Annotated in this window: 17 protein-coding genes; 8 read left to right on the forward strand and 9 right to left on the reverse strand. The window is 60.5% G+C overall.

The window, feature by feature from the left end; translation table 11 throughout:
* Nucleotides 1–19: 19 nt before the first annotated feature.
* From era to recO, 4 genes are all read left to right on the forward strand, one after another.
* Nucleotides 20–970 (forward strand): GTPase Era, encoded by a 951-nt coding sequence (era, locus tag ACQZ48_RS06930; RefSeq protein ID WP_173988547.1) that lies wholly within the window; start codon nucleotides 20–22, stop codon nucleotides 968–970.
* A gap of 239 nt (nucleotides 971–1,209) precedes the next feature.
* A complete protein-coding gene (locus tag ACQZ48_RS06935; protein WP_173988550.1) occupies nucleotides 1,210–1,962 on the forward strand; it encodes a Crp/Fnr family transcriptional regulator in 753 nt (250 codons plus the stop codon).
* Between the two features lie 134 nt (nucleotides 1,963–2,096).
* Nucleotides 2,097–2,474, forward strand: coding sequence for a response regulator (locus ACQZ48_RS06940; protein WP_077982607.1), 378 nt, complete (start codon nucleotides 2,097–2,099; stop codon nucleotides 2,472–2,474).
* Nucleotides 2,475–2,530: 56 nt separating this feature from the next.
* Entirely contained in the window at nucleotides 2,531–3,301 is a 771-nt protein-coding gene (gene recO / locus ACQZ48_RS06945; RefSeq protein WP_077982606.1) for a DNA repair protein RecO, read from the forward strand.
* Between the two features lies 1 nt (nucleotide 3,302).
* Here recO and ACQZ48_RS06950 read toward each other — a convergent pair whose 3' ends face one another.
* Nucleotides 3,303–4,517: an MFS transporter gene (locus tag ACQZ48_RS06950; protein ID WP_170985467.1), complete on the reverse strand. Its 1,215-nt coding sequence runs from the start codon at nucleotides 4,515–4,517 to the stop codon at nucleotides 3,303–3,305.
* A gap of 166 nt (nucleotides 4,518–4,683) precedes the next feature.
* Between ACQZ48_RS06950 and ACQZ48_RS06955 the strand changes: the two genes are divergently transcribed.
* Nucleotides 4,684–5,418: a class I SAM-dependent methyltransferase gene (locus tag ACQZ48_RS06955; protein WP_077982605.1), complete on the forward strand. Its 735-nt coding sequence runs from the start codon at nucleotides 4,684–4,686 to the stop codon at nucleotides 5,416–5,418.
* A 253-nt stretch (nucleotides 5,419–5,671) separates the two neighbouring features.
* Here the strand turns inward: ACQZ48_RS06955 and ACQZ48_RS06960 are convergent, their stop codons facing one another.
* The 4 genes from ACQZ48_RS06960 to ACQZ48_RS06975 form a co-directional block, all read right to left on the reverse strand.
* Entirely contained in the window at nucleotides 5,672–6,514 is an 843-nt protein-coding gene (locus ACQZ48_RS06960) for an MOSC domain-containing protein (protein WP_137410020.1), read from the reverse strand.
* Between the two features lie 11 nt (nucleotides 6,515–6,525).
* Nucleotides 6,526–7,170, reverse strand: a complete 645-nt coding sequence (locus ACQZ48_RS06965; RefSeq protein WP_137410021.1) for an HD domain-containing protein — start codon at nucleotides 7,168–7,170, stop codon at nucleotides 6,526–6,528.
* Nucleotides 7,167–9,938 (reverse strand): DUF2339 domain-containing protein, encoded by a 2,772-nt coding sequence (locus ACQZ48_RS06970; RefSeq protein ID WP_448728693.1) that lies wholly within the window; start codon nucleotides 9,936–9,938, stop codon nucleotides 7,167–7,169. The genes ACQZ48_RS06965 and ACQZ48_RS06970 overlap by 4 nt, the downstream gene beginning before the upstream one ends.
* A gap of 256 nt (nucleotides 9,939–10,194) precedes the next feature.
* Complete coding sequence (locus ACQZ48_RS06975; RefSeq protein WP_191217726.1) at nucleotides 10,195–11,754, reverse strand: VOC family protein; 1,560 nt, start codon at nucleotides 11,752–11,754, stop codon at nucleotides 10,195–10,197.
* Between the two features lie 288 nt (nucleotides 11,755–12,042).
* Here ACQZ48_RS06975 and ACQZ48_RS06980 point away from each other — a divergent pair, with 288 nt between their 5' ends.
* The 3 genes from ACQZ48_RS06980 (at nucleotide 12,043) to ACQZ48_RS06990 (ending at nucleotide 14,897) form a co-directional block, all read left to right on the forward strand.
* Nucleotides 12,043–13,086, forward strand: a complete 1,044-nt coding sequence (locus tag ACQZ48_RS06980) for an ABC transporter substrate-binding protein (RefSeq protein ID WP_077982602.1) — start codon at nucleotides 12,043–12,045, stop codon at nucleotides 13,084–13,086.
* Nucleotides 13,087–13,293: 207 nt separating this feature from the next.
* Nucleotides 13,294–14,082 carry an ABC transporter ATP-binding protein gene (locus ACQZ48_RS06985; RefSeq protein ID WP_162520424.1) on the forward strand — a complete coding sequence of 263 codons (789 nt, stop codon included), beginning with the start codon at nucleotides 13,294–13,296 and terminating at the stop codon, nucleotides 14,080–14,082.
* Nucleotides 14,079–14,897, forward strand: a complete 819-nt coding sequence (locus tag ACQZ48_RS06990) for an ABC transporter permease (protein ID WP_448728694.1) — start codon at nucleotides 14,079–14,081, stop codon at nucleotides 14,895–14,897. Before ACQZ48_RS06985 ends, ACQZ48_RS06990 begins: the two co-directional genes overlap by 4 nt.
* A 52-nt stretch (nucleotides 14,898–14,949) precedes the next feature.
* Here ACQZ48_RS06990 and ACQZ48_RS06995 read toward each other — a convergent pair whose 3' ends face one another.
* The 4 genes from ACQZ48_RS06995 to ACQZ48_RS07010 all read right to left on the reverse strand — a co-directional run bounded on the left by ACQZ48_RS06995 (nucleotide 14,950) and on the right by ACQZ48_RS07010 (nucleotide 17,842).
* Nucleotides 14,950–15,636: a metal-binding protein ZinT gene (locus ACQZ48_RS06995; RefSeq protein WP_142912504.1), complete on the reverse strand. Its 687-nt coding sequence runs from the start codon at nucleotides 15,634–15,636 to the stop codon at nucleotides 14,950–14,952.
* Between the two features lie 167 nt (nucleotides 15,637–15,803).
* Nucleotides 15,804–16,625 (reverse strand): mechanosensitive ion channel family protein, encoded by an 822-nt coding sequence (locus ACQZ48_RS07000; protein ID WP_448728695.1) that lies wholly within the window; start codon nucleotides 16,623–16,625, stop codon nucleotides 15,804–15,806.
* 78 nt (nucleotides 16,626–16,703) lie between these two features.
* Complete coding sequence (locus ACQZ48_RS07005; RefSeq protein ID WP_077982598.1) at nucleotides 16,704–17,222, reverse strand: tyrosine phosphatase family protein; 519 nt, start codon at nucleotides 17,220–17,222, stop codon at nucleotides 16,704–16,706.
* Complete coding sequence (locus ACQZ48_RS07010) at nucleotides 17,219–17,842, reverse strand: HD family hydrolase (RefSeq protein WP_269834430.1); 624 nt, start codon at nucleotides 17,840–17,842, stop codon at nucleotides 17,219–17,221. The genes ACQZ48_RS07005 and ACQZ48_RS07010 overlap by 4 nt, the downstream gene beginning before the upstream one ends.
* Nucleotides 17,843–17,844: the final 2 nt, after the last annotated feature.

Consider the following 17,844-nt stretch of genomic DNA (forward strand, 5'->3'; position numbering starts at 1 on the left):
TTGAATACCTCTGACCTTGATGGATATCATGACCGATCACGAAAACCCCGCCGTAACGGGCGAAGACAATGCCCTTCCGACCCGTTCCGGTTTCGTCGCCCTCATCGGGCCGACCAACGCCGGCAAATCGACGCTGGTGAACCGGCTGGTGGGCGCAAAAGTCTCGATCGTCAGCCACAAGGTGCAGACGACACGCGCCGTGATGCGCGGCATCGCCATCCACAAGAATGCGCAGATCGTTTTCATGGACACGCCCGGCATCTTCAAGCCGCGCCGCAGGCTCGACCGTGCCATGGTAACCTCCGCCTGGGGTGGCGCGAAGGATGCGGATCTCATTCTGCTGCTGATCGACAGCGAGCGCGGCCTGAAGGGTGATGCCGAGGCCATTCTGGAAGGGCTGAAGGATGTTCCTCAGAAGAAGATCCTGTGCCTCAACAAGATTGATCAGGTGAAGCGCGAAGACCTGTTGAAGCTCGCCGCCGCCGCCAATGAAGCGGTCGCGTTCGACCGCACCTTCATGATTTCCGCCACCAACGGTTCGGGCTGTGAAGACCTGATGGACTATCTGGTAGAGACCCTGCCGGAAGGCCCGTGGTATTACCCGGAAGACCAGATTTCCGACCTGCCGATGCGCCAGCTCGCCGCCGAAATCACCCGCGAAAAGCTGTTCCTGCGCCTGCATCAGGAACTTCCCTATGCCTCGCATGTCGAGACGGAAAAGTGGGAAGAGCGCAAGGACGGCTCCGTGCGCATCGAGCAGGTGATCTATGTCGAGCGCGACAGCCAGAAGAAGATTGCGCTGGGCAAGAACGGCGATGCGATCAAGGCCATCTCCACCGCGTCGCGCAAGGAACTGTCTGAGATTCTCGAGCAGCCGGTGCATCTCTTCCTGTTCGTGAAGGTGCGCGAGAACTGGGGCGATGACCCCGAGCGCTTCCGTGAAATGGGTCTGGAATTTCCGCGGGGCTAAGGCCGAAAGGCATCCTCCCTCAACCCTGTGCCTGTCACAGGGTTCCAGCCGATGCGGCTCGCGCGCGGCGAGTAGAGCGTTTTCAGCCCAATGACTTGGGCTGACCAATTTCCTGTGACGAGCACAGGAATAAAGGGCGCAAGGGCTTTGAATATCTTCAATATTTATCGGGAACCGAATACGTTCGGGCGTGTTGTTCCAAAACGATTGGGCGCAACCTTTTTTGATGATGGATATTCATGTCGCCGAAAAAACCGAACGGAATTTCCACCACCCCCTGCCAGCAATGTCCCCTGCGCGACCTGCCGCATTTTCGGGACTTTTCCTCCCCTGAACTCGATTTCGTCTCCCGTTTCAAGACAGGAGAACTTGCGGTTGAAAGCGGCTCCGTCATCCTGATGGAAGGCTCGCACAGCGCCCATCTTTATACCGTCCTGCAAGGCTGGGCTTTCCGATACAAGACACTGGAAGACGGGCGCCGGCAGATCCTCAATTATGTCATGCCGGGTGACCTCGTCGGCCTTCAGGGCACGGTGATGGGGGAAATGGAGCATTCGGTGGAGGCCCTGTCGCCGGTGACGCTCTGCGTTTTCGAGCGATCGCGGCTCAACAATCTCTTCACCGATCACCCGACTCTTGCCTTTGATCTCACCTGGATCGCGGCAAGCGAGGAGCGCATGCTCGACAACCACCTCCTCAGCATCGGCCGACGCACCGCGCTGGAGCGCGCGGCCTATCTCATCGCCTTCCTGTATAGTAAGGCGAAGGCGGTTGATCTCATCCGCAACGAAACACCTATTCCCGTCACCCAGCAGCATGTGGCAGATACGCTCGGCCTTTCCATTGTGCACACCAACAAGACCTTGAGAAAGCTGGTCGATCGCGGCCTCATACGCTGGACGGACAAGGGTTGTCTGGTGCTTGATAATGCCGGGCTGGCCAATGTTGCCGGCTGGGAAAGCGACCAAAAGCGCCAAAGGCCCTTCATTTGATCTTCTTCCGACATGTCTTTTTTAAATGACGCTGGAGCCGTAATTTGCGACTTCTGTGGTGATATCTCGCTTGAGATCACGTCGCAGACTGCGACTTTGAGCCATGGGCTCTCTATTTAGGAAGAAGAAAAGATATGGTGCCACAACGGGTTATCATCGTTGAGGATGAATATCTGGTGGCCCTTGATGTCGAAGCGGTTCTCCAGTCCATGGGTGTGGAAACGATCGTAATCGCAACGACGCTTGGGCAGGCAAAGCAGGCCGTCGAACAGGATGGTGCCGATTGCGTTCTTCTCGATGTCAGCCTGACGGACGGCAAAAGTTACGCTTTCGCGCGCGATTTGCGGGAAGTGGGCATTCCCTTCGGTTTCGTCAGCGGTTATGGCGACACGACGGGTTTTCCGGAAGATCTCATGCACGCGCCGTTGCTCGGCAAGCCTTTCGGGGAAAACGAAATTGTCGATTTCGTTCTCAATCTCGTCGGCACGGTCGGCGACGCCGTAAAAGAATAACGTTTTGCCGCCAGATCGGGTATGCTCGGACCTGAATCGAAATCCGGACGCGTTTCATGCAGTGGCAGGAAGAGGCAATCATTCTCGGCGTCAAACGCCATGGCGAGACGAGTGTCATCGCCGAGGTGATGACCCCTTCGCGTGGCCGCCATCTGGGGCTGGTGCGTTCCGGCCGTTCCCGCAGCATGCAGCCGGTGTTGCAGGCCGGAAACCGGGTGGATGTCATCTGGCGGGCGCGCCTTCACGATCATCTGGGCGAGTTCCGCATCGAGCCGCTGCAATTGCGCGCAGCACAGCTGATGGAAACGGCGACCGCCGTTTATGGCGTGCAGGCCATGGGCGCGTTGCTCAGGCTTCTGCCGGAGCGCGATCCGCACCCGCATCTCTATCAGGCGCTGGATATCATTCTCGATAATCTGCATGACCCCGTCGATGCCGGGGAATTGTTCGTGCGTTTCGAACTGGCGGTGCTGAACGAGCTCGGTTTCGGGCTCGATCTTACCGAATGTGCGGCGACGGGGCTGCGCACCGATCTCATCTATGTATCGCCGAAAACGGGCAGGGCGGTTTGCCGCACGGCAGGTGCGCCCTATGCGGAGCGGATGCTGTCGCTTCCGGCTTTCTTGAGCGAAGGCCAGTCGAAGGCGGCCGATCCTGACAGCCTTGCGGCGGCTTTCCGCCTCACCGCTCATTTCCTCAACCGGCATGTCTACGATCCGCGTGGCCTCAACGAAAACGCCGCCCGCGACGGTTTCGTGCAGGCGGCGCTGAAGGCGCTGGAAGGCCGAGTGGCGGCGCCTGCGCTCAACAGGGCCGTGCAGGCTTAGATCAGGCCATTGCAGGCCTCGGAGCCGGCCGCTCCTGAATGGGCCAATGCACGATGGCCGCAAAAATCCCCATGCCGACGCCCAGCCACCAGACGAGATCATAGGAACCGAACCTGTCATAAAGGAAACCGCCCAGCCAGACGCCGAGGAATGAGCCGAGTTGATGGGTCAGGAAAACCACACCGCCCAGCATGCCGAGATGACGTGTGCCGAACATGATCGCCACCAGCGCATTGGTGGGCGGTACGGTGGAAAGCCACAGAATGCCCATGACGGAGGCGAAGAGGATGACCGAAAGCGGCGATTGCGGCAGCAGCAGGAAGGCCGTGACCACGACCGAGCGGGCAATATAGATATAGGCCAGCAGATAGGGTTTGGAATAACGCTGGGCGATGACGCCGGCAGCAAGCGAGCCGATGATGTTGAAGAAGCCGATCAGCGCCATGGCGATGACGGCGTACCGTGGTTCGATGCCGATATCGCCGAGATAGGCCGGAAAATGCGCGGTGATAAAGGCCACCTGAAAACCGCAGACGAAGAAACCGGTGGTCAAAAGCAGGTAGCTTTTATGGCCGAGCGCCTCCTTCAGGGCTTCGCCCGCCGTCTGCTGGAACTGCGCCTGCGACTGGCTGCCGGAGGATGAATTGCCGCGCATGAAAAAGGCGAGCAGCGGCACGAGCATCATCATCGCGGCGAGCCAGACGAGGCTGTCCGACCAGCCATAGGCGGAAATCAGCCCCTGGCTGATCGGCGCAAACAGGAACATGCCGGCCGAACCCGCCGCCGTGCCAATGCCGAAGGCGAGCGAACGTTGCTGCGGCGTCACATGGCGCGCAAAGGCCGAAAGGATGACGCTGAAGGAGCCGGCGGCAATGCCGAGCCCGACGAGAACGCCGCCGCCGAAATGCAGCCAGAACGTCGAGGTCCCGAAAGACATGCAGATGAGGCCGGCAGCATAAAGCAGGCCGGAAAGAACGAGCACGCGACCCGTGCCGTATTTATCGGCGATGGCGCCGAAGAAGGGCTGGCCAAGGCCCCAGAACAGGTTCTGCAAAGCCATGGCAAGACCGAAGGTAGAGCGATCCCAGCCGGTATCGGCAAGCATCGGCAACTGGAAGAAACCCATTGCCGAGCGGGGACCGAAGGTCATGACCGCAATCAGCGACCCGGCGACGATAATCACCCAGGGCATGGTCTGGCGTGTGGCTTGCGACATGAATATTCCCCCATCGCGGCGCCTCGCCTCAGGGAAAAGGCGCATGGCTTGCCGCAGAATCCGCTACGATGGAACGAATATTATCTTTTGTCAGCCGGTCCCACTAGCGACTTTTCTTGACGACCACTATTCATGGCATTGATGGAATACGGCCGGAGTGACGTCGATGAAACAGAATATCTACGACGACGCAGGGTTTTTCGAGCGCTACAGCGCCATGCCGCGCTCCGTGGAGGGTCTGCGTCAGGCCGGCGAGTGGCATGAATTGCGCGCCATGTTGCCGGACCTGAAAGGCAGGTCTTTCCTCGATCTCGGTTGCGGTTTCGGTTGGCATTGCCGTTATGCGGCGGAGCAGGGTGCTGCCCATATCGTTGGCGTCGATCTCTCCGAAAACATGCTGCGCCGCGCCGTCGAGATCAATGGCGGTCCGGGCATAGACTATCGCCGCGCCGCCATCGAAGACATCGATTTTCCGCAGGAAAGTTTCGATGTGGTGCTGAGTTCTCTCGCCCTGCATTACGTTCGCGATCTTGACGTGGCATTCGCGAAGATTTTTGCCGTGCTGAAATCCGGTGGCGATTTCATCTTTTCCATCGAACATCCTGTTTTCACGGCGCTGGAAAAACAGGACTGGTTCTATGACGAAGAGGGCGAAATCCTCCACTGGCCGCTCGACAATTATCAGAACGAAGGCGTGCGCCACTCCAACTGGATGGCGGATGACGTGGTTAAATATCACCGCACGTTGTCAGGCATTCTCAACAGCCTGCTTTCTGCCGGTTTTACCCTGACGCGTCTGGCCGAGCCCAGGCCAGATCCGGCTTTGATGGCTGAGCGCCCGGAATTGAGACACGAGGATCGCCGCCCGATCTTTCTGATTGTCGGGGCGAAAAAGCCGTGACTTCAGACTGCGCGTCGCATTTGCGAGTGTGAAACAATGATGGAGATCGGCGCGTCCAGCTCTGAGCCGGTTGTTGAGCGATGACCGTAGCGCGCTCCTCCTCATCCCTGGGCTCGTCACAGGGATCCAGCCAGCCCAAGTCCTTGGGCTGAAAAGAGTCTCTCCGCCGCGCCGACGCGCGTCGGCTGAATTCCTGTGACGAGAACAGGAGTGAGGGAGAGAAGGTGTGCCCGGTCAGAACCAAGCCGCCGGCCTACCGCCGCTTGATCGCCCAGCCTTCCGGCCTTTCCTCGATCACCCTGGCAACATCGCCGACGGATAGCCGGCCTTCGCCGCGCGGCGTGACGTTCCAGCCGAAGAGCGGGCCGGGCACGCGTCGGTCGCCGGACATGCGGATGCGGCCCATCGCCTTCATGGGGGAGGGCACATCGCGGGAGCCGGTCATCTGGTCCTGTGTGGTCATGATGCAGCGGGCGCAGGGCTTGACGAGATCGAAACGAATGCCGCCCATCTCGATGGCCGCCCAGCGGTCTTCGGCCCATGCTTCCTCCGTGTCGAGCACGATATTCGGCCGGAAACGCTCCATGCCAACGGCCTCCTCGCCATTTTCGCGCATATTGTCGTTGAGTGCGGCAAGCGAGGCGGTGGTGGTGACGAGAATCTGGTAACCGTCGGCAAAGGTGACGGGGGTTTCATTGCCCGTCCATTCGAGGCTCGCAATGCGTTTAGAGGCATCATCGAAGAACGCCAACTTCACCTCGCGTCCGAGCCAGGCCGAAAGCGTGTCATTGGTCTCGTCATCGGCGATATTGGCGCTGACGATCGATTTCCACACCGCCACATCCATGCGCTGGCCTGATGGCTGTGCGACTACCTCGCCGTCTTCGCCCCTTGAAAGCAGCATGCCCTCGTCCTCATGGCGAGCCAGAACCGTGGCAATAGCAGGCAATTCACGCTGGGTGATGAAGTGGCCCGATGGGTCGACAAGCATGGCGCGGCGGTCACCCGGCAGGCCTTCGGCCGAAACGGCACTTTCGGAGAGGGGAATGCCGCGCGCGCTTTTCAGCGGATAGATGTTCAGTTCGGTCACACGCATCTCGGGTCTCCTCAGATTTCGTCGAGAAACAGGTCCAGCACCTGTTTCAGCCTTTCATGGCGGGCTTTGGCCATCTGCCGGCCTGTTTCGGTGCGAAAACCGTCGGCCAGCTTGAACAGCTTGGTTTCGAAATGGTCGATGGCAAAGGCGCGGTCGTCAAGCGGCCGTTCTTTCGCCAGCGGGTCAACCGGATCGTAAAGTGCCGAGCCCAGGCGCCCGGCAATATAAAAGCAGCGCGCCGCGCCCACCATGCCGATGGCATCCAGCCGGTCGGCATCCTGAAGGATTCTCGCCTCCAGTGTCTGCGGCTCGATATTGGCGGAAAAGCTGTGGGCGGTAATGGCGTGGGCGGCGGCGTCGATATCCGCCTGTTTCCAGCCGAGCCCCATTAGAATGCCCGCCGCCTTTTCCGCCGCCAGCCGCGATGCCTGCGCCCGCAAGGGCGAGTTCTTCTCCACCGCCACGCAATCATGCAGCAGCACGCTTGCCGCCAGCACGGTGCCATCCCCGCCTTCACCGGCATGGATGCGCATGGCGTTGCGAAACACGCGGTGAATATGGGCAAGATCATGCGAGCCGTCGCCCGCATCGGCGGCGTGTGGTATCAGTTCCTGCGCAAGCGCCGCATAGGGCGTGAAAGCCTCAGCCGCGATCATGCCTGCGGCTTCCGGGTCAGGATTTTCTGGTAGAACAGGCCGATGCCGATCAGCACCGCGCCGAGCCCGATGAAGGACAGCGCCCTTAGCACACCTTCAAGGTTGCTCATGTCGATGAGGAAGGCCTTGGCAACCGAGATCAGCACGAAGGCAGCCGATGCCAGACGCAGGCTGCGGGCATTGAAGCGCGAACCGAGCACAAGCAGCAACACGCCAATCAGCAGCCAGACCACCGAATAGCTGTAGGTCTCACCCTGCATAAAACCCTTCCAGTCTGCGATATTCTCGCCCTGCCAGAAACGGCGCGCCGAAAGTGTCGCCCAGGCAAAGCCGAGTGCTGCACCCGCCACCGCCAGCATGCTGACATAGGCTGGCGGACGTTTTCCCCGCGCATAATAGGCAAGGCCGCCATAAGCGAGCGCCGGCAGAAGGTAACCGATCAGCAGGAGGTTGAGGACCGGGATGCGGCCGGTATTCTCGCCGGTGAAATAGGGATTGAGCGTGAAGAAGTGCATCGTCAGCACGTTAATGACGGCAATCACGCCGGCAATCATCGAGCCGTAACGGAAGACCGGGCTGGGGCTCTTGAGATCGAGCGTCATCAGCACGCCCGAGAAGCCAATGGTCAGCAGCGTGTAGATCGACTGTTCGCCGAGCGTCGGTACGCTGTTGTCAAGCGTGCCGCCATTCATCGCATGGCGGATGAGGATGGCGACGGCGAGAAGCCCCATGACACTGGCAATCGCCTGCAGGAAGTTCTTCGCCCTGACCCCCGGCCAGTCGCGCAGCAGCCAGGCCGAGGCAACGGCCAGCAGTGCGGGAATGCCGTAACCCGGAAGAAGCGCGTTGAAGACCGGCGTGAGCCCAAGATTTTGCGGCCCGACAATGGTGGGTTCCCAGGCGATGCGGCCGAGAACGGCGACGCTCGCCACGGCCATCACCCAGGGCAGAACCTCCCAGTTGCGATGACGTGTCGCCAGCACATAGACAAAACCAATGACGGAGAGCAGCACGGTTGTCGCAAGCCCCTGCGTCAGCGTGTGCAGGCAGAGCGCGAAGGCGGCGAATGAGCCGAGCACGAGGATGTTCAGCGGCTTGCGATAGGCCTCGTTGTTCTGCCGGTGCAGCCACTCGGCGCCTGCAAGCAACACCAGTCCAAGGCCGAGGCCATAGGCGGCGTGCAGCCAGTCACGGCCGAGATTGCCGTATTCGACGAAGCTTGCGGTGGCGAGCCAGACCGGGAAAAGCGCGGCGATACCGGCCCAGAGCTGGGCAAAATCCGAATCGTCAGCGCCCTTGCGTTTCAGGAAGGAGAAGGCGCAGAGCACGAAGACAGCCCCGAGGCCAAGCGCCATGGCAATTTCCGCCGTGTAGCCGACTGACACGGACGGAAGGGAGACGGACGTATCGTTGATAAGGCCGATAAAATCGATGCCCCGCCGCGACATCAGCGACACGGCAGCCTGCGCACCGAGCGCTGCGATAATGGCTGGCCAGGCCGCATAATGGCGGGCGGCGCCAAGCGCTGCAAGGGCGGCGATGAGCGCTGAAACGATGATCGCCGGATGAGTATCGACGCCGCCATCGGCAAAGAGGAAGCCGATGGCCGGCAGGATCACGGCCATCGAGACGGTGAGATTGAGGGCGAGCGACGGGCGCAGCAGAAGCCGCATGGCGCGGATGGCGCGCCGCGCGGCAACGGCGGGTTCACCGGTTTCGGCAGGCGGCGTGTCGAATGTCTTGCTGGGCCAGAGGAATATGGTTCCCGCCAGCATGACGAGCAGGGCAAGCGTTGGTGGTTCGGCACTGATCGTTTCGGAAAAGCCGATATAGCCGAGCGCCCAGAGGCCAAGCCCGGCATTGGCGAGAGAGGGAACCACGGTCCAGCCCTGCCTGCGCGCCGCGGCCGCTGTTGCCAGCCAGGCGATAGTCAGGAACGTGAAGAGCGCCCAGATATTCGGCGTTTCGGTGGAAATCAGTGCTGGCGTCAGCATTGAACCGAGAAGGCCGAGACCGGCCAGCGCTTGCCCGTGCAGCAGCGAAAGCCCGATGGTGGCGAAGGCGACGAGCCCAAGCAGGCCAAAAGCCGTTCCGGGGCCGATATAGCCGTAAATGCCATAGGCGGCATAGACGACGCCGAACAGCGTCAAGGCGCCGGCCGCCGTCAGCACGCCCGGTATCATGGCGTTGGAATAGGTGGAGGCGATGCCCGGCACCGCCTTGCGGCGGATCGCTTCGCCGGCAACGCCGAGAACGAGGCCGAAAATGGCAGCGAGCGACAGCCTGACCGCCGGGCTCAAGAGCCCCGATTCGATCGAATATTTGACGAGGAAAATACCGCCAAGCGCGAGCGCCAGCCCGCCGGCCCAGACGGCCCAGCGCGCGCCGAGCAGGCTTTCGAAGCTTTCCTTCGTCGCCGGTGCGGATGCCGCCTCGCTGGCGGGAGCTGCGGGTGCTTCCTCGCGGACGGCGTCTTCCGCTTGCGCCATGGCGGCGGCTTCCTGCGGCTCGGATGCGTATTCAGCTTGGAAGGCTGCGTCTTCCGCAGGCGTCCTGCTTTCCTCTTCCGCCTCGAAATCCGGTTTTGCCGTGGATTCCGCGCTCTCCGCCTGCGCCGCCACGGGAGAGGTCACGCCCGCAGCCATCAGCCGTTTGAGGCTGAGAACCTCCCGTTCCAGCGACTTGATTCGACTTGAATTGCGGATGCTCGCGACCAGCGTGTAGATGAAGGCCGCGACGAGGGCGAGGATAAACAGCGGGATTTCCAAACGGATTCTCCAATTACGAAGCTGTTTTTAAAGCCCTTTTGGTGAATTTATGCAAGGCCCGGTTGACGGATGATATGGGTGGCGAAGGAGCGGGCGTGTGCCACTTGTTTCTTCTCCCCGCCGGGGAGACGTCCGCGGCAGCGGGATGAGGGGGTGAGGGTGGATATATTCGGTGAGCTTGCCCCCTCATCCGACCCTTCGGGCCACCTTCTCCCCGGCGGGGAGAAGAAATAGGTGGCACGCGCTCGGCCTCGTGTCAGGAAACATCCGCCAGCCAGTGCCGTGCCGCTTCGATATCGGCAAGCCCGAGTTCATGCCCGTCCTCAACCGTTTCCAGCTCGGCACTTGCGCCGCTCGCGGCGAGCCGGCCCTGCAGTTCGTGCGCCTTGTCGAGATATTTGTCGCGTTCTCCCGCCACAAGCAGGAGATTGCGGCCGGAAAGATCGGTCTGCGGCCATGTTTCGAGAACCGGCATCGGGCGATAGAGCAGGGCGTCGCCGACAAGGTCGGGATAGAGCGCTGCAAAGGCCGCGTAGAAGTTCGCGCCATTGGAATGGCCGATAAACCGCAGTTTCGAACGGTCTAGGCCATAGGACCGTATCGCCCCCTCCACGAAGGCGGCGAAGGCTTCCGCTTCCGAGGCGATATCCTTCTGGTCGAAGCTGAAATCGGGATTGCGACGGAACCAGCGGGCGATCTCTTCCTCCGTGCTGCGGCCGCGCACGCCGAGAAGCGTTGCGCGCGGTGCTGCCCGGTGCGCCAGCGGCATCAAGCTGGTTTCGCTGCCGCCGGAACCGTGCAGCAGGATGATGGTGCTGCCATCCGGCTCCTGCGGCGTGTAGAACCGGTGCACGAAGGGAAGGTCGCGATAGACGATGCGTTCTTCGCCCGGCATTGAAAATTGCGGCAGGGCAACGCGTACATCCGCCTCGTCCTTCATGAAGAGCGGCGGGATGAACAGTTTTTCCCCGAGCGATTCCAGCGGTTCGTCCACCGTCATGCCCGGCCCGTCGGTTGCCATTTCGATCAGCACGCCGCCCGGTTCGCGGACATAAAGCGAGTGGAAATATTTCCGGTCATGGGCGTTGGTGGTGCTGGAATTCAGCGATTTCAGCCCGGTTAGAACCGTGTTCAGCTCATCCATATCCTTCGCGCGGAAGGCGATGTGATCGACGGTGCCGGTGCCCGGCGCGCTGGACCAGAAGCCGGTGGCGTCGCGCACGTCGATAATGTCGCCGCTGTCGGAAACGAGCCGGCGGATTGCGCCTGCCTGGCTTTCCTGCCGGTAACCGAAATGTTTCTCCAGAAACGCCACGGTTTCTTCCGGCACTTCGCTTAGCACCGTCGCGCCATAGATACGGCGAATGGCGTCCGCGGCGGAAATATCGTCCGTCACATGCGGCGTGGCATCGGCAAAGTCGTGGGTGCCGACCAGCTTGACGATCAGGCCGTCAGGATCTTTCAGCCGGATGACCGGGGCACCGAACTCATCGGAGGGGCCTTCCGCCCGGATACCAAATCTCAGCGCCCGCGTCAGCCAGAAGCCGATGGCGGCGGGATCGATGGCCACGGAAACTTCCAGCGTCTGGCCGTACCCGACACGGCCCTGGCCGCCATCTTCCCAGACGAGAAAGGTGAGAAGCGAGCCGGGCGAGGCGATATCGTCGCCATAAAGCAAATGCAGCTGCATGGCGTCTTCGAAACCGGCCGTGCGCTTGGCCAGCCTCAGGCCCAGAAAGCCGGCGTAAAAATCCACATTCGCCTGCACCTTCCGGGTAATCATGGTGATGTGGTGTATACCAAGTGCAGAATTCATCTTGCCGTCCCGCGTTTGCCTGCTGTTCGTGGCCCTATTTGTCGCACGCTGCCCCTGATCCGCAACCCCGGCAAATGAGAACGCTGTGTTCTCTGCGTGAACGATCCCGCTTTCGCTTCGTTGCATGCGCGATGAGCAGATTGCCGGCTTTTTGCCTGTCTTGCGACTGATTGTGCATATAAAATAAGCATACAAAATAACGGCTATTTTGTATGCAATTTTATCTTGCCTTGAGAGTTGGAATTGGGTCTTATGCAACCAATCCAACAAAACCATCAGGGGGAACAGATGATTTTAACGCGCAGGTTGTTGTCCAGAACGCTGGCCATTGCCGCCATCGGTGTCACCGCCGGATTTTCATTACCGGCGGTAGAGGTGCGGGCCGAAACGCCGGTGAAATTCACACTCGACTGGAAGTTCGAAGGCCCCGCCGCGGGTTTCCTGCTGGCGCTCGACAAGGGTTACTTCAAGGCTGAAGGGCTCGATGTCACCATCGATAGCGGCAACGGCTCGGTGGAGGCGATCCCGCGTGTTGCGACCGGTGCCTATCAGATGGGTTTTGGCGACATCAACTCGGTGATGAAGTTCCTCGACGAGGATCCAAGCCAGAAGATCAAGGCCGTTTATATGGTCTATGAGCGCCCGACATTCGCCGTGGTCGGTCGCAAGTCGCTCGGTGTTACCGGTGATCCGAAGTCGCTGGAAGGCAAGAAGCTCGGCGCACCGCCGCCGGATGGTGCTTTTGCGCAATGGCCTGCTTTCAAGCAGGTCGCAGGTCTCGATGACAGCAAGATCAAGATCGAATCGATAGGTTTCCCGGTGCGTGAACCTATGCTCGCCAAGGGCGACGTCGATGCCGTTTTCGGCTTTGCCTTTTCGGTGATCCTCAATCTCAAGAAACAGGGCATAGCCGATGACGATATCTCGACCATCCTGATGGCCGAGCATGGCTTGAATCTCTATGGCAATGCGGTGCTGGTAAACACTGATTTCGCTGAGGAAAACCCTGAAGCGGTGAAGGGTTTCCTGAAAGCGCTGGCCAAGGGTTTCGCTGATTCCGTCAAGAACCCGGAAGAGGGCGTGGCGGCCGTCCTCAAGCGCAACGAGACGCTGGACAGCGCCATCGAGCTGGAGCGCCTGAACATGGCCAACAGCATGAACATCAAGACGCCCTATGTGGTGGAAAACGGTATGGGCGGGGTCGATCCGGCCCGGCTTGCCGCTTCACTGGAAACGCTCAAGGTGTCCATGGGCCTGAAGGGCAACGTCAAGGCGGAGCAGGTGTTCGACGCGACCTACCTGCCGGCCAAGGCAGAACGCATGCTTCCCTGATGGGTGAAATGAGCGGGTGCGGCCCGATTCTTCTCTCCGCCGGGGAGAAGTCCGCGGCAGCGGGATGAGGGGGCAAGCTCTCCGTATATCTCTACGCTTGCCCCCTCATCCGACCCTTCGGGCCACCTTCTCCCCCTCGGGGAGAAGAAACAAGCGGCAACGCTGCGGGGTTCAAAAGCCCGATCAGCAACTGAAAACGGAACTGCGATGTCACGTCTCGTGGAAATAGATAATGTCGACATGCGTTACGGCGGTTCCGCCGGAACGCTGGCCGTATCCGGTTTGAACCTGACGGTCGACAAGGGGGAATTCGCGGCTGTAGTCGGCCCGTCCGGCTGCGGCAAGTCCACGCTGATGAAGCTGGTGACGGGGCTGCATATTCCGCAAAGGGGCAATGTCATCGTCGCCGGGCGGCAGGTCACCGAACCGGTCTCCATCGTCGGCATGGCCTTTCAGAACCCGACGATGCTGCCCTGGCGCACGACGCTTGAGAACATCCTGCTGCCGCTGGAGATCGTCGAGAAACACCGTCGTCGCCTGCGCGCCCACAAGGCGGAATATGTCGCGAAAGCCGAGCGTCTTCTGGAGATCGTCGGTCTGAAGGGCTTTGGCTCCAAATATCCGTGGCAGCTTTCCGGCGGCATGCAGCAGCGCGCCAATCTCTGCCGGGCGCTGATCCATGAGCCGGAACTGCTGATGCTCGACGAGCCATTCGGCGCGCTCGACGCCTTCACCCGCGAGGAGTTGTGGTGCGTCATCCGCGATCTGCACGCCGCGCAGCGCGTCACCATCATCCTCGTGACCCATGATCTGCGCGAGGCGACATTTCTGGCCGACAAGATTTTTGTGATGAGTGCAAGGCCGGGCCGGGTGCTGGCGGAACATCGCGTGCCTTTCGCCCGCCCGCGCCAGCTCGATATCATGTATGACAAGGGTTTCAACGACATGGTGCAGGCACTGCATGGCGAAATCGCGCAGGCGAGGGTGGCGGCATGAGCGCGATCATGGAAACCACCGTCACGACTGAGCCGCGCAAACCGCTGATTGCCCGCGTCAACTGGGTGAAAGCCGCCCCATGGCTTTATACGCTGGCGCTTTTCGTATTGTGGGAACTGCTTGTCTACGCGCTGAAAATGCCGCCCACCATCCTGCCGTCGCCGGTCAGGGTCGGGCAGGCCATCGTGCAATATTGGTCGCCGATCTGGAAGAATTCGCTGCAAACGCTGTATACCACGACGCTGGGCTTCGCCATTGCTGTGGCCGCCGGTCTCGCTATCGGCCTGTTCATCGGCTGGTCGAAAACCATCTATGCCGGGCTTTATCCGCTGATGATCGGCTTCAACGCCATTCCGAAGGTGGCGCTGGTGCCTATCCTCGTCATCTGGTTCGGCATCGGCACGGTTCCCGCCGTTCTGACCGCTTTCCTGATTTCCTTCTTTCCCATCGTCGTCAATGTCGCCACCGGCCTTGCCACCATCGAGCCGGAAACCGAAGATGTGCTACGGGCGCTCGGCGCCAAGAAGATGGACATCATGCTGAAGGTCGGTATTCCGCGGTCCATACCCTATTTCTTCGGCTCGCTCAAAATCGCCATCACGCTCGCCTTCGTCGGCTCGGTCGTGTCGGAGACCGTCGCTTCCAATTACGGCCTCGGCAACATGATGAGTTCGGCGCAGAGCCAGTTCAACGTGCCTCTGGTCTTTGCTGGCCTGCTGATGCTCGCGGTGGAAGGCATCGTCATGTACGCCATCATGGCATGGCTTGAAAAGCGCATGACCGGCTGGGCGCATCGCTCCACCATGGGGCAATAAGGAATGCAGCACGGGCATGAAGAATATGCCCGTGCCGGAATGTCATGCGAAGTTAATGCGCCGCCATTTCTTCCACGATATCGCCGCCGTCCATCAGGAACGGGTAGTAGGTCGGCCAATTGGTCACTTCGTCCAGCAATGCCTTGCGGTCGTTGCCCCAGTAGAGATGGTAATGGCCCGCCTTGACCGGGGCGATGGAGTGATCGCTGAACTGGATGAATTGCGGCGCGGCCTCGTCGCCGGCGGTTTTCTTGAAGATATAGCGTACGCCGCGATTGCCCTTCTTGTAGGTCAGGATTTCATGGCCGTCGCTGACATAGGTGCCTTCAGCGGGCTTGCCGTCCTTGTAGAATGCCACGCTGTCGGCCTTGATGACGATGCGGTTCACGTCGGTCTTGTAGCCGATCTCGTAATAGGCGCGGTACTCCGCCGCGGTCTTGTCGCCATGCGCCGCCTTTTCGGCCATGACGGAATCGAGCGAGCCGTTCAGCAGATAGGGGTAGACCGATTGCCAGTCGCCTTCCCAGTCGGAAAGCGCGCGCGGTTTCACCTGGGCATCTTCGAAGTAGCCCTTGTAAATCTGCTTTTCCGCCTCGGTCATCTGGTGGCCATGATCGTGCCCATGGTCGTGGCTGTGGGCAGCGGATTTGTCGCCGCCGGCGGCCATCGCCGCGGTCGTCGCCAGCAGCATGGAACCAAGTGCGACAGCGCCGGTGACGCGGGTGAGTATCTTCTGCATTTGTTTCGGCCCTCTTATCTTCATAATGGCAAGTTACGTAATAACATTACATCATGATCCATAAAGGCCGCGTTCGAGGGATGCAAGTGGCGTCCCGGCTCGGTGCAACGAAAAAGCGCGATGGCTTTGCAGCCGTCGCGCTTGAGAAGAGGGTAAGGTGCAACGCCTCAGGCGGGTTGCGCGCTTATGTCCGCCTTGCGCTCGTCAAAGGCGAGTTTTATGGCCTTCGTCACGTCGCGGGTCGTTGTAAAGTAACTGTCGCTGCGCACCCAGTAGCGTAATTTCACCGTGGCACTGTCCGCACTGACTGAATCGACAAAGGTCACGGGGGCTGGATCCAGCAGCACGCGGCTTTCGGATCGCGCCACCCGCATCAGCATGTCCTGTGCAGCGGCGAGGTCCTCGTCATTCTTGACCGTCAGGCTCACTTCATGACGGCGCGACGGAAAGCGGCTGTAATTGGTGATCGGCACGTTCCACAGGGTCGAGTTAGGTGCAAGGCGATAAAGCCCGTCGCTCGTCTTGAGCTCGGTAGCGAACAGCCCAATCTCGATGATGGTTCCTTTGACGGTGGTCGTCTCGATATATTCGCCGACGCGGAAGGGACGCAGCACCACGAGCATGATGCCCGCGGCGATGTTCTGCAACGTGCCCTGCAACGCAAGGCCGATGGCAAGGCCGGCGGCGCCGAGAACTGCAAGAATGGACGCTGTTTGTACACCGAACTGGCTAAGCACCATGACCAGAACCAGAATTAGCACGACATAACGGACCGCCCCGGCAAAAAAACCGGCTAGCGTCGCATCGAAGCCGCGAACGCGCGACAGGCCCTGAAATGCCCAGCGTTGCAGGAATGTTGCGGCCAACCAGCCGATGATCAGAAGAAGAAGCGCGCCAATGACCGAAAAGGAATATTGCACTGCCAGGGCGCTGGCCTGCCGAACGGCTGCCTGCGATGCGACGAAGATATCCGCTGCCTGCTGTTCCATGAATTGTCCCGTAATCTTTATTGCTGTTCAGCGTTGGTAACGAACGGGCGCCTTGGCGGTTCCGCCAAAATTCGGGCTTCAGCCGCCAAGCGGCAGCACGAAAGGCACGTTGCCGTCGGTATCCGCACCCCTGCCGATCGCCTTTATCGCGCTGACAAGTCGCCCGTCGCGCCTCAGAAGCCGGTCGCCAATGGCGATGATACGGGCATTCGGCGTGGCGTAAGGGGAAACCGCCCGCAATCGCCCGGCGAGTTCGTTCTCGTCTTGGTCCGGATAGAGGCTGAGGGCTGCGATGACGGCGGCGGCGGGTGAGCGCGAAACACCCATCCAGCAATGGATGAGCAGTGGTGCCGACTGGTCCCATTGCCGGGCGAAATCGATTAGCTTCAGCACATGCGCATCGTCCGGCGCGATGAGATCGGCGGTGCCCTTGAATGCAATGTCGTTCATGGCAAGCGTCAGGTGCCGGTCTGCGGCAATGACGGCAGGGCGGTGAAAGGACTGCTCTTTGGCGATCAGCGTCACCATTTCGCGGGCCTTGTGCTTCACGGCCATCTCCGCGATCCGCGACAGCGGCGATACGACAATGGCGGTCATGTCGCACTTCCCGTCTTGACCATACGCAGCTCTTCAATTGCCTCAAAACGCTCAATGAAAAGCTTTTGCGCTTCAGTCGAGGGCAGGGGCGTCATGTCGAACATATCGCGGGTGATGCCGCGCGGCAGGCCGAAGAACTTCTGCGCCTCGGCGGTGGAAAAACCGGCAAGTTCCGTCGCTTCGAAAAAGGCGGCGACCGTATCGGCCCTCTTGATGCGGTCCTTCAATTCGCGCGATGCATGCGGCGGCAGGCCGAAACGCAGATGCACCGCGGCTTCCAGGCGTTTTTCCACGGTCTTGTAACCACCGCCGACCACCGATTTGAACGGCGAGATCATGTCGCCGATGACATATTCCGGCGCATCGTGCAGAAGCGCCATCTGCATCTCGTCAGGCGTGGCACCGGTGCACATGCGGCAGAAGATGGTCTCGACGATGAGGCAATGCTGGGCCACGGAAAAGGCATGGTCGCCGCGCGTCTGGCCGTTCCAGCGGGCCACACGGGCAAGGCCATGGGCAATATCGACGATTTCCACATCGAGCGGCGAAGGGTCGAGCAGATCGAGCCGCCGACCGGACAGCATGCGCTGCCAGGCACGCGGGCTTTTTGCGGGTGTCACTC

This window comes from Agrobacterium sp. 22-209-1 (assembly GCF_053522485.1).